Origin of the sequence: Ferroplasma acidarmanus Fer1 (genome assembly GCF_000152265.2) — an archaeon.
Lineage (GTDB): Archaea > Thermoplasmatota > Thermoplasmata > Thermoplasmatales > Thermoplasmataceae > Ferroplasma > Ferroplasma acidiphilum.
Genome location: NC_021592.1, coordinates 757,356 through 772,095 on the forward strand (window position 1 = coordinate 757,356; position 14,740 = coordinate 772,095).

Here is a 14,740-nt window from a genome sequence, read left to right on the forward strand (position 1 = left end):
ATAAGAATACAATTAAAAATAAAATACTATGCAAAAAAATTAAAGGGATGAATAGTAGGATTCATCATATGGTTCTGGCTTAAGTCCCTTTCTTTCCCTTATCTTTGCAACTATTCCAGCCTGCAGTTCATATGGAACACGCTGATATCCAGAGTTTTCTGAACTCCATATAGCTTTTCCGCCTGTTGCGCTCCTTATTGCGGATGCGAAACCTATCATTCCTGAAACAGGGGCATTTGCTATAACAGTGATTTCTTCACCATTCTGCTGCATATCTTCAACAACGCCACGCCTCTGCTGGAGTTCACTGGTTACAGGGCCCATTAATTCCTGTGGAACGCTGATGAAAACTTTCTGCATGGGCTCCATTAATACTCTGCCTGCCTGGCACATTGCACCATATATTGAGTTTCTTCCTGCAGGTATAACCTGTGCCGGCCCTCTGTGGATACTATCCTCATGAAGTTTTGCGTCCATCAGGCTTACCTTCAATCCATATACCTTTTCATTTGCAAGCGGGCCCTTGTCCAGGGATTCGTTAAATGACTCTATAAGAAGTTCCATTGTTTCATCAAGGTACTGGATTCCCTTTGTCATGTCCAGAAGAAGGTTTGCCCCGTGGATAGATACAAGCCCCCTGGCTTCATTATGGTCAAGGCCAGCTTCCTCGAGTATGGCCATGACAGCTTTCTTATCTTTTATTTTAGACCCGTCAGGCACTTTACCTTCCAGGATAGCCTGCACTACACCTTCAGGCAATGGCTCAACTTTGAAATAGAACCTGTTATGCTTGTTGGGTGATTTTCCCTCAAATGGCCCACCTGTTTTGTCCACAGTTTCCCTGTAAACTACAAGGGGAGCTGAGGTAACAACATCAACGTGGTAATCATTTTTTATCCTGTACATTGTGATTTCAAGATGCAATTCTCCCATACCAGAGATTAAATGTTCCCCTGTTTCCTGGTTTATATCTACCTGTATGGACGGGTCTGCCTTGGAAACCGATCTCAGTACATCGATAAGTTTGGGAAGGTCTGCAGTATGTTTTGCTTCAATTGCAAGGGTAACTACTGGATCAGAATAGTGGGACATTGGTTCAAAGTCATCCATATCCTGCAGTGATGATACTGTAGAACCTGCAATTGCTCCCTTTAATCCAACAACTGCTGCGATATTTCCTGCAGCTATTTCGTCTATTGAAATTCTGTCAGGGCCAACCATCATAGATAGTAACTGGACCTTTGATTTTCCAGCTCCTGTAACATATAATTCACTTCCTTTCCTTATTATACCGGAGAAAACTCTTCCCACTGCAATTTCTCCTGCATGCGGGTCTATAAGTATTTTTGTTATCATCATACTTACAGGGCCATTGTCATCACACTTTTCCATAGCCTTGCCTATCTCGCTGTCAAGGTCCCCATGCCATATCTGTGGTATTCTATACTTCTGGGCAACAGCCGGATTTGGAAGGTTTTTGGTAACCATATCAAGAACCACCTTATGTAAAGGTGCTTTTTTAGCCAGTTCCTTCTGTTTTCCTGCACTGACGAGATCTACTATATCTTTAAATGTAACCTTGAATAATGCCATTGCCGGAACAGATAGTGCCCAGTTATGGTATGCTGAACCGAAAGCCACTGTTCCATTTTTAACATTTACAAGCCATGAATCAGCGAATTCCTTCGGTGCATATTTTGTTATAAGCTTGTTTACATCTGTAATAACTTTTATGAAACGTTTCTGCATTTCATCTCCATTCAGCTTCAATTCATTGATAAGCCTGTCCACTTTATTAATAAAAAGCACTGGCTTTACTCTCTCTTTAAGGGCCTGCCTTACCACTGTCTCTGTCTGTGGCATTACACCTTCAACAGAATCCACAACGATTACTGTACCGTCAACTGCCCTCATAGCCCTTGTAACATCACCGCCAAAATCAACATGCCCTGGCGTATCTATAAGATTAATAAGAAATTCTTTTCCATCTACTTCATGCACCATGGAAGCATTAGCTGCATTTATGGTTATTCCTCTTGCCTGCTCCTGTTCATCATAATCAAGCAGCAACTGCTTTCCTGCCAAATCTTCGCTCATCATGCCAGCACCGGCAATAAGATTATCACTCAATGTGGTTTTACCATGGTCTATATGAGCAGCAATATCAATATTTCTGATCAATTCTGGATGTTCGACTAATTTCATTGCTTTTGCAACATTTTCTTCTTTTCGCCCCATTAACAACACCATTTAACGTTTATAATACCGTATCGAAAATCATTATTTAATAATTATTAAAATTTAATGATATTACGACAACAATATGTATTTTGTTATATCCACTATATATTATACGAATTTATATGTTTTCATTTTATTAGTGTGAGTGGTGGAGACCACACCGTTTATATGTGGGATAAATGGGGACTTAAAGTTAATAAATACAATACTAATTATAAAAAAGGGAATTGTTTTAAAACATATCATACATTTCCAACCTTGTTGCGCCTTTTGAATATTGATAGATACGCCGGATTAGTATTATATTTTATGATTCACTATTTAAATTTAATGTTTAATCTCTCTTTTGTTTATATCGTGCAAAGTTACAATGGTATAAACCATACTCAAAAACAACCGCGGGGTCATGGGGTTAAAGGAGAATAATATGTATTTTATTTCAAGACTAAAGAAGAATGCTGGTCATACTAAAATAGAAGAGGAAACGTGGGAATATTAAAAAATTCCATTGACCGATAATAATTTCCATAGCAACACTGAAATTGATGTTATTTTTATGAAATTGCAGATAATTAGATATAAGTATTGGAAATTTAGATGATAATTAAGGAAAAACTTTAATTATTTAAAATATTATGCCTATTTTTTACTAGATATATGACCACTACTATATAAACTATTGTCCCAATAATAAATATGTAAAGTAAAATATTTATGTGGGATATATCATATGCAACTGCTATAAGTTCGACAATAACAAACAATAAAAGTATAATTATCCCTAATTTTATAGATTTTTTTTTGCTTATCTTATTTTCTTCTTTATTATTATGAGTATTGTTCATTTACCATCCCCCATAACATGCATTACCAATCAGATATGTTTGATAACCTATCAAACCTATAGATAGACTTAAGCCTAGAATGAAAAGAGCTATGGCCGCTCCTCCGGTTATCCCAGTGGAAAGAGCTAGACCTCCTAACATTGCTACTACTCCCATTAATTCAACAACAAGAATCGTTATTGATACTATGCATCCCCAACTCCAGTCTATTGCTATTGCACTTGTTTTATCTACAACTATATTTTTTACATTATTATTTGTAAATCCTAACATAGTATTCATTGCTATAGCAATGTATGAATATTCTATGCCAAATTTATTTAATGTACTGTTGCCGGAGAACATATAATTAAATGCAACCAGTTTAACATCGCCTATCAGTGATTTCATTTCATTACTATACGTGCCCTTATAATTCAATGTAAATTCATTGCCTAATAATATCTTTGATGAGTTTATGGGAACTATGTTTGCATATATATAAGATATCTTATTATTATTTTCATTTGCTATTATATCAGCTATTTCTACTTTATAATCTTTGAACTTTTCTGTAAATGCTATTGTATACTTTATAGTGGAATTATTATAATACTGTAATAGATAATTTGAATTGTTTGTTTTAGTATAATTGTATTGATATGCTGTTATACTATTATTTTTTATATCATTGTTATTATAATTATATATGTTGTTTATGGAAGTTTTGTTTATATTAGCTGGTATTATTGTGCCATTGTTAGAATCAATAAAATTGTTCATAAATGTAATGTTCCCGAGTTTAACATAATTATTACATACAGATTTCCAATATTTATATCTGATCATTTGCAATTTCATAAAGATAACATCAATTTACACAGTGTTGCTATGACAATTATTGTCGAGCAATGGAATTATAATTAAAATTCTCTGATTGCTGGTTGTAAATCCAATGGAAAAATTATTATAAAAAATTAAGATCATAATATTGCCTGATGGAAGGGGTAAGGGCTTACTATTAAGTAAGCCCGATTTAATTTATTGCTATTATATTTTATTGAAATTGCTCATGTAATCATGGCCAATATCAAGCTCTTTACTGTTCCTTATTGACCTTACTATTTCCGCAGGAGTATGGTATATATTCATTGATGATTGCAATATCAACAGTACAATATAGGAAATAAGAGTTGCAAATACCTGGTTTATAATTCCATTTAAATCCCTTGATATTAAATGTGTTATTTTTAAAATCCTTTTCATATTTTCAAATATTTTCGATTGTGTCCAGAATTCTGTGTATTTATAAAGGATACCGCTTCTGAAACATTTCCTTTATTTCATCCTTGCATTTATAGTATCCGTTCATCTTCCTGAATGCATGCTTTGAATTGTATTCTATTGACTTATAATAGAATACCTTCATTGCTGAATCTTCATCAGGGAATGATGATATTGTTTTTACCCTTCTCCTTACTTCTCCGTTAAATCTCTCTATGGCATTGGTAGATTTCAATGATTTCCTTATATTTACAGGATAATTATAGAATCTTAATAATTTACCTAGATTCTTTTCAGTATTGTATATAACTTTAGGATACTTACTCTTCCATTTGTATTTAAAATCATTAAATCTTATTATAGCTTCTTCCTTATTATCACATTTAAACATCTTATTCGCATCTATTGTTATTTCATCAATATCTTTCTCCCTTACATTGGATTTTAATCCCCTTGCATAGTGTATTGTACACAATTGGAATTCTGATCGGGGATATATTTCCATTACTTCCTCATCTAAATTCTTTATTCCATCTGCTACAATTAACAATGGCTCCTTTAATCCTCTATTATACAGATCTTCAAGTACTTCCTTGTATGCATTATGTGATTCTTTAACTGTTAAATAGAACCCTAATACTTCATACTCTCCTGTTTCTTTTATTCCTAATGCAAATATAACAGGCTCTTTATCTACATTTCCCCTTCTTAAATAGAAGAATAATCCATCTAAGAATACTGCTATATACCTTTTGTCCAATGGCCTGTTAATAAATTTATAAACCTCTTCTATGGTTAAATCTGTTATTCTGGATATAGTAGATTTAGAATATTTATTCCCTAAAATATCCTCCATTATACCTGCTATTCTCCTTGTAGATATTCCATTGGAATACATTGATACTATAAGATCTTCCATTCCTATTGATCTGTTATATGGTTCTATTACCTGTGTATGGAAATTGCTATCCCTGTCTCTGGGAACATTTAATTGTTTTATTTCACCATACTTTGTCTTTAAATCTCTTTTATATTTTCCATTCTTTATTCCTGGATTTTCCTCTAGATATGCATTTAATTCTGTTTCCATTAATTTCTCTATTTTCTCTTTTATTGCTTCCTTTAATATTCTATCTATATCTACATTCTCAAGAGCCGATATGTTTATATCTGTATTTTCCATATTTTGTTACCTCTCTGCTCAAAAGAGGTATCCTTTCCTGTTATTTAATGATTAAATTCATTGATAACAGGGGGGTTTATATTTACACAAAATTACATACACAACCTATTTTCTCTATTACCCATCTTCTCATGTAGATATAATAAATGTATATTTCAGGAAGGTCCAGTATATCTGTTATATATTCCCTTTTCCTATTATTAATATCCAGTGATACCAATCTTAATTCCAATCCATTTCTAAACCTTACAATCTTAGAATTGAATGTTTCCTCCTTTATTACAGTATAATCAGCATTCTTCTTTATCCTTGAAACAAAATTTATACCTTTTTCCTTTAACTCCATGAACCTGCCAAGATTATAGTACCCTAAATCAAATGTTAATACTGTATTGCCAGATATGTATTCATTGATATATTCCAGCAGATCATCAAATACTTTAGAATCATGTACATTTGCAGGTGTAATTATTGCCTTCAATGGCAAAGGATAGGGGCTTGCAATGGCTGCAGTATGTATTTTTATTCCATTTCTCCTTTCCCCCCTCTGATAGATGCCTGAACCCTTAACCATTGTTTCTATAAATGTAGAATCTATTGCCAGAACACTGTATAATCTGTCAATATAATCATGGTATATATCATACCTGTGTGCCTTTATAAAGGGCCTCAGAATACTGTAAAATACCTTTTCAAATATACTGTATGGCCTTTTATTGTTAAGCTTTGACAGCTGTGATTTGCTTATTCCATTGTTATATGCTATATCTGTAAGGTCATTCTTTTTAATTATTCCAGTTGCTAAAATGGATAGATGTGCTGATAGGTTAAATTTCCTGGAATAGCTGTCTATGCCTATTCCTTCAACCTTTGATTCTTTAGATATTTTATTGCAGTGTTTTTTAAGGATTTTATTGACATTCTCATCCATAATTAAAAATTAAATCATAGAATAAATATGACATGGTCATGCATAATGGTTAAATATAGGAAACTGGTATGTTATTATTTGATTTGGCATCATTAATATTGTTTATATAATTAGTATTGGCAGATGAATATGCAATCATAATAAACATAGTAGCAATCAGTACCGCAACTAGTGCTACATACTTTTGCTTCATAATAAATATAATTCTAAAAAATATATAAACTATTCGATATAGTAATAGTTCAATGGTTTGAATTAACATGGAGTTAATATGGCTTTAAATTTATTTTTGTTTCAATAGGATTTCTGTACAGTGTAAAGATGTGAAAAATACTATGGACTATCTGATACTTTCCATTATGTAATTATTGATCTTATTGACCTTTCTGACTTATTGTTTGCAGGTCGATTTTATTACAAATCGAAATCTATCATCCTCTTATGCCTTAACTGGTTGTTTACAAAATCTCTGGATTTCTTTCATTCATATGGTGTATCTATATGGATGAAATTTTCATTCAATGATTTTTATATGATTCTGTAACGTTTTCATGCGCCCGTTTAGTATTTCCTTTGCCTTATTGTATATCTATTTCAATGTATTATAGATATATTCACTGGCGTGCTCCATTTATTATTTAGATAGTTATCAAGTCGAATATTGGGATAATATAATGGGTAAATTTACAGCAATAGCAGGCCAGCATTAGTAATGACCATTCTATAACTCATTTAGAACAAACTGCATATAGCAAAATAATCTTGAAGATTTCGGAGATAAAGAAAAATTAATTGAAATAAAAAATAATATTAAAAAACACAGATAATTTAGCTTTTTATCTGGATTTCAATCCTGACGCCATCAGGAATGGATATCCTCATTAATTGCCTTAGGGTTCTCTCATCGGCATCCACATCCATAAGGCGTTTGTGTACTCTCATTTCCCAGCGGTCCCATGTTGGAGAACCTTCCCCATCGGGGCTTTTCCTTAATGGAACTTTAAGTTTTTTTGTAGGCAATGGGATTGGACCGTGTATTTCTACACCAGTTCTCTTTGCTATGGCTTTGATCTCGTTGCAAACTACGTCAACTATTTGATTTTCGGTGCCACTCAGTGAAATCCTTGCTTTATATGCCATATATCATCACGCTACTGTGGCTTTTTCAAGGTCTATGCACTGACCGGCTGCAACGGTCATACCCATATCCCTTATTGCAAATCTTCCCAGCTGCGGGAACTCCGATACTTTCTCTATTACAAGGGGTTTGTCAGGTATAACCTTAACTACAGCTATATCCCCTGCTTTTATGAAATCGGGTTTTTCCTTAAGTGTGGTTCCATCCTTCGGGTTTATTGTTTTTATGATTTCTTCAAATCTGCAGGCTATCTGGGCAGTATGTACGTGGAATACAGGTTTGTATCCAGCTGCTATTACACTCGGGTGCTGAAGTACAACTATCTGGGCTGTAAATGATTTTACAACTGTTGGCGGTGCAGATACTGGGCCGCAGACATCTCCTCTCTTCAGGTCGTTCTTTGCAATTCCCCTTACGTTGAATCCTATATTGTCACCAGGTTCAGCGCTTTGCATTGCAGTATGATGCTCCTCTATTGACTTCACTTCCCCTGACTTGTTTGCAGGAAGGAATATTACCTTGTCATTTATTTTAATGACTCCAGTTTCCACTCTCCCTACTGGAACTGTGCCTATACCTGTTATGGAGTAAACATCCTCAACCGGTATTCTAAGCGGTTTGTCTGTTGGTTTTGCTGGTACCTTAAGGTTATTAAGTGCTTCCATAATTGTTGGGCCTTTCCACCATGACAGATTTGCGCTGTTTTTCATGATGTTGTCTCCCTTGTAACCGCTCATGGGTATAATTGGAACATCCTTAAATCCAATCGGGGTAAGCAGTTTTGTAACCTGTTCCTTTACTTCGTTGTACCTTTTTTCACTGTAAGCTGGCTGTGTTGCATCCATCTTGTTGACTGCAACTATGAGCTGTGATACACCAAGGGTCCTGGCAAGGAAAGCGTGCTCTCTTGTCTGTGCCATTACACCGTCACCCTCTCTTGCTGAAACAACAAGCACTGCTGCATCTGCCTGGCTTGTTCCTGTAATCATGTTCTTAACAAAGTCCCTGTGTCCGGGTGCATCAATAATAGTAAAGTAGTATTTGTCTGTCTGGAATTTTCTGTGTGTAAGGTCGATTGTAACTCCTCTTTCCCTTTCTTCCTTAAACCGGTCCATAACCCAGGCAAACTCGAATGTTGCCTTTCCCTTTTCTTCAGACTCTTTCTTGTACTCGTCTATTATGTGCTGTGGGATCTCTCCGTGTTCGAACAATAATCTTCCTACGAAAGTAGACTTTCCATGATCGACATGCCCTATTATAACTAAATTCATATGTGGTAATTCTGCCATTTTCTTTCACCTTTAACCAGGATTGACAATCCTTTCTTTACCATATAATACTTTAATATTTAAATATCTTTCTTATCATAATGGTAGTACAGATAAAAACGCGGGAGTTATACTTGAATCTTTAATTCTAAAAAATGTTTTGTGGCATAATTTCTGGCCCAGAATGGAATACTGGGGCTTTGCCCGTTCTAACCGGATCCTGGATATGGTACCACAAAAAAAGTCAAAATTGTCGAATATTGGGTGTATGATAATTTTTCAAATGAAGGAGGCAGGTTCCGGTGGAATTTAGGCTAGAGAATTTATTTGAAAACTCCTGAAGAATATTTTAACCGGATAGAAACTATGAAAATTGCTCTCTGCAATGATGAATAATAAAAATTAAAAATATCTCGCTCCTGTGATAATAAATATATACTAATTTAAAATATAGCTACATGGATTCTCAATTTAACATTATTTCAAAGGACAAAGATTCAATTAAAGTAGAAATGATAAATTATGACAATACCGTTTTAAGGCCCCTTGTCGAGGAGATATTAAAGGATGATAAGGTTGTGGAATCTCACTATTACATAAAACACCCCGACATAGACAATCCGGAGATTTATGTAAAAGTCAGTACGGGAAAGCCCCAGGCTGCAATTAAAAGAGCTATAAAACGCATGAACAAGATTTACGAATCGCTGGATGCGGAATTGCAGAAGGAACTTGAAAAATTCAAAGCCAGCACAGAAAAAAATGAACAGTAGATATATCCTGGAACTTTCAGGTGAAAATATTGAAATAGCCCACACTGAAATAAAATCTATTCAGGAAACTTATAAAAATTTTCAGATAATTTTCCTCAGTGGTAAATTTGCATTAATTGATGGTGACCCGGGGAAGGTAATGAACTCTGCATTCACCAATTATATATCCAGAGTTATAAATGAAAGTGACGATTACAATAATTTTACGGGAACAGAAATTCCGGATGGTTGTTTTTACGTCAGGGTTATAGGAAAAGCTAAAACAGAGACAGAGGGGATAGAATCTGAAATAGGAAGAAATTTAGGTGGCAAAGGCAGAATATCTTTTAAAAATCCTGATTTTATTGTCAGGGCAATTTTTCTTGATAAATGGTACCTGTGCATCCTCACATATGAAAGGGATAAAAAACGTTTCGAAGAGCGCAGGGCGCCTATGAGGCCATTTTTTTCACCTGTTTCCCTCCACCCCAAATATGCAAGATACCTGGTTAACACATCAGGAACAGCGGAGGGAGATACATTGCTCGACCCGTTCTGTGGAACTGGCGGCATACTCATAGAAGCTTCAATGCTTGGAAGAAAAATAATTGGAAACGATTCAGAACTTAATATGGTAATGGGCACAAAATTGAATTTTAAGTATTTTGGCATAGAGAATTATAAAATGTATAATTTAGATATAGCCAGCTTATCACTGGATAAGAAGGTTGATGGGATAGTCACAGATATGCCGTATGGGAGGAGTTCCGGAATAAATAACCATGACATAGTGGAATTATACCAGGAATCATTTATAAAATTTAATGAATTGTTAAAAAGCGGCGGGAAGTGTTCCATTATAGTAAATAATATCCAGTTTCTGGATTATGCAGTAAAATATTTCAATATAGAAAAAATTGTACCTGTGTACCAGCATAAATCGCTGATCCGGCAATTTGTTATTTTATCCAGGATTAATTAACCGGAGTTATGCTGATCTGGACATTTTCCCCGTCAATATCCCAGACTTTTCCATCGTTGGATGATGAGAATTCTATGCTTTTGCTTAATGTTTCATTCTTTATAAGGTCCATAAACTTCTCTATGGATTTTCTTATATCGCCTGTCACATTTATCTCCGTTTTGATATTACTGGAATATTCCAGATTAAGGTCTTTTCTCATTATCTGTATTCTCCTGATAATTTCCCTTGCATATCCTGCCAGCAGAAGATTGCTGTCAATATTTTTGTTTATGAATACGGATATCCCTGTTTTTTCGTCACTGGCAAAGGCGTATTCCGGTGATGGATCCTCATGGATTTCGAAAAAGTCCGGCGTAAATTCATTGCCTTTATACGTTATTTTGCCGTTCTTTTTAAGTTCACTGTAAATATTTTCTGAATTCAGGTACTCGGCAAATTTATTGGTCTCTCCCCTCAATACTGGAGCTACCTTTGAGAAAACAGGTTTTACTGTTGTTTTAACAGGCCTTTCTCCAAATGGTATAAATTTAATATCCATAGAATTAAGCTCCGGGGATATTATATCAAGAATAGCCGGATTTAATTCCATATCGCTGTACAGCATTATATTGCCCACAACCTGCCTTCCTTTTATATTGGATTCCTGCCTTGCCCGCCTGGAAAGTTCCATTATGGATATGGCATATTTAAATTCCTTTTCCAGATCGCTGTCTATGTAATTATTGTCAGGTTCCGGGTATTTTTCTGAATGGATTGTTTTTTCCGGGCCTGAGAGTTTCTGGTACATATAATCTGTATAGAAGGGCGCCAGTGGTGCAAGAAGTTTCAATATATTTATAAGGGTATAATACAGTGTTTCATATGCCTTCTTCTTCTCATCGTCCAGTTTCCCTTCCCAGAATCTTTTCCTTGATAGCCTCAGGTAATAATTGGAAAAATCGTTTATAAGGTCCATTATGTTTCTGAGGGCTATATGCATGTCAAATTCATCCATATTCTTCCGGGTATTTTCTATTGTAGAATTTAATCTGGAAAGGAGCCACCTGTCCAGAAGGTTGCTGGAGGGTTCAAGGTCCTGGAAGACGAATCCATCCAGGTTCGCATTGGATGCAAAAAATGAGTAAACGTTGGATAGTGTGCCGAACACCTTTCTTGCAGTATCGCCTATGAGCTTCTTGTCAATTGATTTTGAATTCCATGGTGCGCCTGTGTAGAAGAAAAGCCTTGCAGGATCTGCACCATACATAGATATAAAATCTCTGGCTGTAACAAAATTCCCCTTGCTCTTGCTCATTTTCTGCCCGTTTTCATCAAGGATGAAACTCATAGACATTACATTTTTATATGCATTTCTGCCAAAAAGCAGGGATGATATAACATGAAGCGTGTAAAACCAGCCACGTGTCTGGTCGATTGCCTCTGTTATAAAATCTACAGGTATGCCTTCCGTGTTAAAATTTTTGTTAAAGGGATAATGCATAGCGGCATAGCTTGCACTTCCAGAATCAAACCATGTATCTATGACATATGGCTCCCTCTCCATAGTTTCTGAACATTCCGGGCACTTCAGTTTAACAGCATCGATAAATGGCCTGTGGAGGTCATCCGGTATATTGCCACCATGCTTTTCTATGTCTTCCCTGCTTCCAACTGCAAGGTAATGCCCGTTGCTGCATTTCCATATGGGCAATGGAGTTCCCCAGTATCTGTTCCTGCTTAACGCCCAATCCTTTGCATCATTAAGGAAATTTCCGAATCTTCCGTCCTTAAGGTATTCGGGATACCAGTTAACCTTATCATTGTTTTTCTTCAGCAGTTCCCTTATTGTGGATACTTTGATAAACCATGCATCCAGTGGATAATAAAGCAATTTTGTTCCGCACCTGTAGCAAAATGGATATGTATGCTTTATTTTCTGGCTTTTAAATAGAAGGTTATTTTCCTTTAAGTATCCGATTATATCGGGATTAACATCCATGACAAATTTATCTTTCCATGGAACACTATTATCAAATTTCCCCTCTGAATCCACGGGATTTATAAGGCTAACATTGTATTCCTTTGCTATGTCAAAATCGTCAGCCCCGAATGCGGGTGCTGCATGGACTATTCCCGTACCATCCTCTGCTGTTACAAAATCACCGGGGACGACCTGAAGTGCATTCTTGCTAACATGAAGAAATGGCATAAGCTGCTCATAATGTGTTCCAACAAGGTCTTTTCCCTTTATTGTTTTCAGGATTTTTGCATCCTTAAATAATGATTGGACTGTACTGGATAATACATAGTATTCGTTGTTCCCATCCGAGACCAGCGAATAATCAAAATCTTTATTCACAACAAGAAGTTCATTTGATGGCAGTGTCCAGGGCGTTGTTGTCCATGCTATAAGATAACGGTTCATGCTGCCCTTTATCCTGAACTTTACATATACAGATGTGTCATCTGTATTTTTATATCCCTGGGCTACTTCATGGGAACTTAAGGATGTTCCGCATCTGGGGCAATATGGGACAATTTTGTAATCCTTTACAAGCATATTTTCATCAAATAGCTTCTTAAGGGCATACCATTCACTCTCCATATAGTCGTTTCTCAATGTTACATAGGATTTATTCTCATCAATCCAGTATCCTATTTCACTGTCTACTTCGTTCCATTCATCTATGTATGTAAATACACTGTTTCTGCAGTATTCATTGAACTTTTCAATTCCAAAATCCTCTATTTCCTTTTTTGTATTAAACCCGAAATGCTTTTCTGCTTCCAGTTCAACAGGAAGGCCGTGGCAATCCCACCCGCCGGTTCTTCTTCCTATGTCGTATCCGGACATGTATTTATACCTCATGACAGTATCTTTTACTGTCCTGGTCATGAGATGCCCTACATGCGGCCTCCCGTTTGCTGTTGGTGGCCCCTCAAGAAAAGTATATCTTTTAAGATTCCTGTCCTTATTCAATATATCCTCGATGATTTTATTTTCTTTCCAGTATTTCCTTATTTCTTTCTCAATATCCATCGATGATTTGTTAACGTCAATAGTCTGGTAAAAATTGCTACTCATTATCAGTTCAGTAATAAAATGTATTTATTATTTTTTATCAAATCTAATTATATGCAATGTTAATAATCCGCAGGTAGTTGAAAGGGGCCATAAAATATATACTGCCAGCATAAAAATAATCGGGGAAGTTGGAAAGATGCCACAGGATATTTAATTCCTGTACTTGCTGTATGAATATATTAAATCTATGAGGTTTTTCTCCATTTTTTCGTCTATGGTGCCATCTTCTTTCTTTTTAATTATATATTCCTTGGCATCCTTAATGCCTTTCTTTGAAGTGATAGCATATATGCTGCCCCTTACTGCTCCCCTGACACTATCAGGAAGGTCCTTCAGCAGGGTTCCAAGCATGTAGTTAAATTCGTCTTCCCGCCTCATGTCAAGTTTTTTTGAAGCTTTTTCACCATTATTTTCCCGGTAATTTTTATTAACCCTTGTTCCATATTTTCTATATTTGTAATTGGCCATTCACTTTTATAGGTTAAATTTATATTTAATATTTGTTAATTTATATGCTTTACATACAATTTGTAATTGTATAAACATTATATATCAGTAAAAAATATAGTTTAAGGTTTGATATTATGAAAATGCCAAAACAGATAAAAACTTACTGTCCATATTGCAAAAAACATACAGTACATGATGTAGAAAGAGTACGTAAAAGAAAGGCCAGCGAATTAAGGGCAGGCCAGAGGAGATTTAGAAGGGTTACATCAGGTTATGGAGGATTTCCAAGACCAAGATATGAAGGAAGAGAAAAACCAACCAAAAGAATTGCATTGAGGCTTAAGTGCACAGTATGCAAGAAATCTATAACACCACCCACACAGAGAGCCAAGAAATTTGAAATAGTGGAGGCATAAATATGGCAGACGAATTTAAAAAATTGAAGGAAGTAGGAAATAATTTCCTTAAAATTAAATGTAAAGATTGCGGGAATGAACAGATAATTTATTCAAAAGTCTCTTCTGTGGTAGTTTGCAACATCTGTGGGTCAACCATAGCAAAACCAACAGGTTCAACACTTGCCACATCTGGAGAGCTTGTTGAAAAGATAAAATTATAGG

At 35.3% G+C, this 14,740-nt stretch carries 12 protein-coding genes and 2 pseudogenes; 4 read left to right on the forward strand and 10 right to left on the reverse strand.

Going from position 1 to position 14,740, the window contains the following annotated elements:
• Nucleotides 1-39 precede the first annotated feature (39 nt).
• The 8 genes and pseudogenes from FACI_RS03690 to tuf form a co-directional block, all read right to left on the reverse strand.
• Nucleotides 40-2,238, reverse strand: a complete 2,199-nt coding sequence (locus FACI_RS03690; protein WP_009886775.1) for an elongation factor EF-2 — start codon at nucleotides 2,236-2,238, stop codon at nucleotides 40-42.
• Nucleotides 2,239-2,858: 620 nt separating this feature from the next.
• Nucleotides 2,859-3,086, reverse strand: coding sequence for a hypothetical protein (locus FACI_RS03700; protein WP_009886777.1), 228 nt, complete (start codon nucleotides 3,084-3,086; stop codon nucleotides 2,859-2,861).
• On the reverse strand, nucleotides 3,087-3,848 hold the full coding sequence (locus FACI_RS03705) for a hypothetical protein (protein WP_148285722.1): 762 nt from the start codon (nucleotides 3,846-3,848) through the stop codon (nucleotides 3,087-3,089).
• Nucleotides 3,849-4,115: 267 nt separating this feature from the next.
• Nucleotides 4,116-4,352 (reverse strand): annotated as a pseudogene (locus FACI_RS03710) (IS4-like element ISFac10 family transposase); the annotation flags it as partial.
• 19 nt (nucleotides 4,353-4,371) lie between these two features.
• Nucleotides 4,372-5,532, reverse strand: coding sequence for an IS256-like element ISFac8 family transposase (locus FACI_RS03715; protein WP_009886780.1), 1,161 nt, complete (start codon nucleotides 5,530-5,532; stop codon nucleotides 4,372-4,374).
• A 106-nt stretch (nucleotides 5,533-5,638) separates the two neighbouring features.
• A pseudogene (locus tag FACI_RS03720) lies at nucleotides 5,639-6,463 on the reverse strand (IS4-like element ISFac10 family transposase); the annotation flags it as partial.
• Nucleotides 6,464-7,291: 828 nt separating this feature from the next.
• Nucleotides 7,292-7,603: a 30S ribosomal protein S10 gene (gene rpsJ / locus FACI_RS03725; RefSeq protein WP_009886783.1), complete on the reverse strand. Its 312-nt coding sequence runs from the start codon at nucleotides 7,601-7,603 to the stop codon at nucleotides 7,292-7,294.
• Nucleotides 7,604-7,609: 6 nt separating this feature from the next.
• The gene (gene tuf, locus FACI_RS03730; protein ID WP_009886784.1) at nucleotides 7,610-8,890 is read right to left on the reverse strand and encodes a translation elongation factor EF-1 subunit alpha; all 1,281 of its coding nucleotides are present in this window, start codon (nucleotides 8,888-8,890) and stop codon (nucleotides 7,610-7,612) included.
• A 437-nt stretch (nucleotides 8,891-9,327) separates the two neighbouring features.
• On the opposite strand from tuf, the gene FACI_RS03735 reads away from it, so the two are divergent.
• Entirely contained in the window at nucleotides 9,328-9,642 is a 315-nt protein-coding gene (locus FACI_RS03735) for a DNA-directed RNA polymerase subunit L (RefSeq protein WP_009886786.1), read from the forward strand.
• Entirely contained in the window at nucleotides 9,632-10,603 is a 972-nt protein-coding gene (locus tag FACI_RS03740; protein ID WP_009886787.1) for a DNA methyltransferase, read from the forward strand. Before FACI_RS03735 ends, FACI_RS03740 begins: the two co-directional genes overlap by 11 nt.
• Here the strand turns inward: FACI_RS03740 and ileS are convergent.
• On the reverse strand, nucleotides 10,596-13,670 hold the full coding sequence (gene ileS / locus FACI_RS03745; RefSeq protein ID WP_019841482.1) for an isoleucine--tRNA ligase: 3,075 nt from the start codon (nucleotides 13,668-13,670) through the stop codon (nucleotides 10,596-10,598). The two genes, FACI_RS03740 and ileS, sit on opposite strands and share 8 nt — an antisense overlap.
• 150 nt (nucleotides 13,671-13,820) lie before the next feature.
• Nucleotides 13,821-14,138: a hypothetical protein gene (locus FACI_RS03750; RefSeq protein WP_009886790.1), complete on the reverse strand. Its 318-nt coding sequence runs from the start codon at nucleotides 14,136-14,138 to the stop codon at nucleotides 13,821-13,823.
• 116 nt (nucleotides 14,139-14,254) lie between these two features.
• Here FACI_RS03750 and FACI_RS03755 point away from each other — a divergent pair, with 116 nt between their 5' ends.
• Together FACI_RS03755 and FACI_RS03760 are read left to right on the forward strand one after the other, a co-directional pair.
• Nucleotides 14,255-14,536 carry a 50S ribosomal protein L44e gene (locus FACI_RS03755; protein ID WP_009886791.1) on the forward strand — a complete coding sequence of 94 codons (282 nt, stop codon included), beginning with the start codon at nucleotides 14,255-14,257 and terminating at the stop codon, nucleotides 14,534-14,536.
• A 2-nt stretch (nucleotides 14,537-14,538) separates the two neighbouring features.
• Entirely contained in the window at nucleotides 14,539-14,739 is a 201-nt protein-coding gene (locus FACI_RS03760; RefSeq protein WP_009886792.1) for a 30S ribosomal protein S27e, read from the forward strand.
• Nucleotide 14,740: the final 1 nt, after the last annotated feature.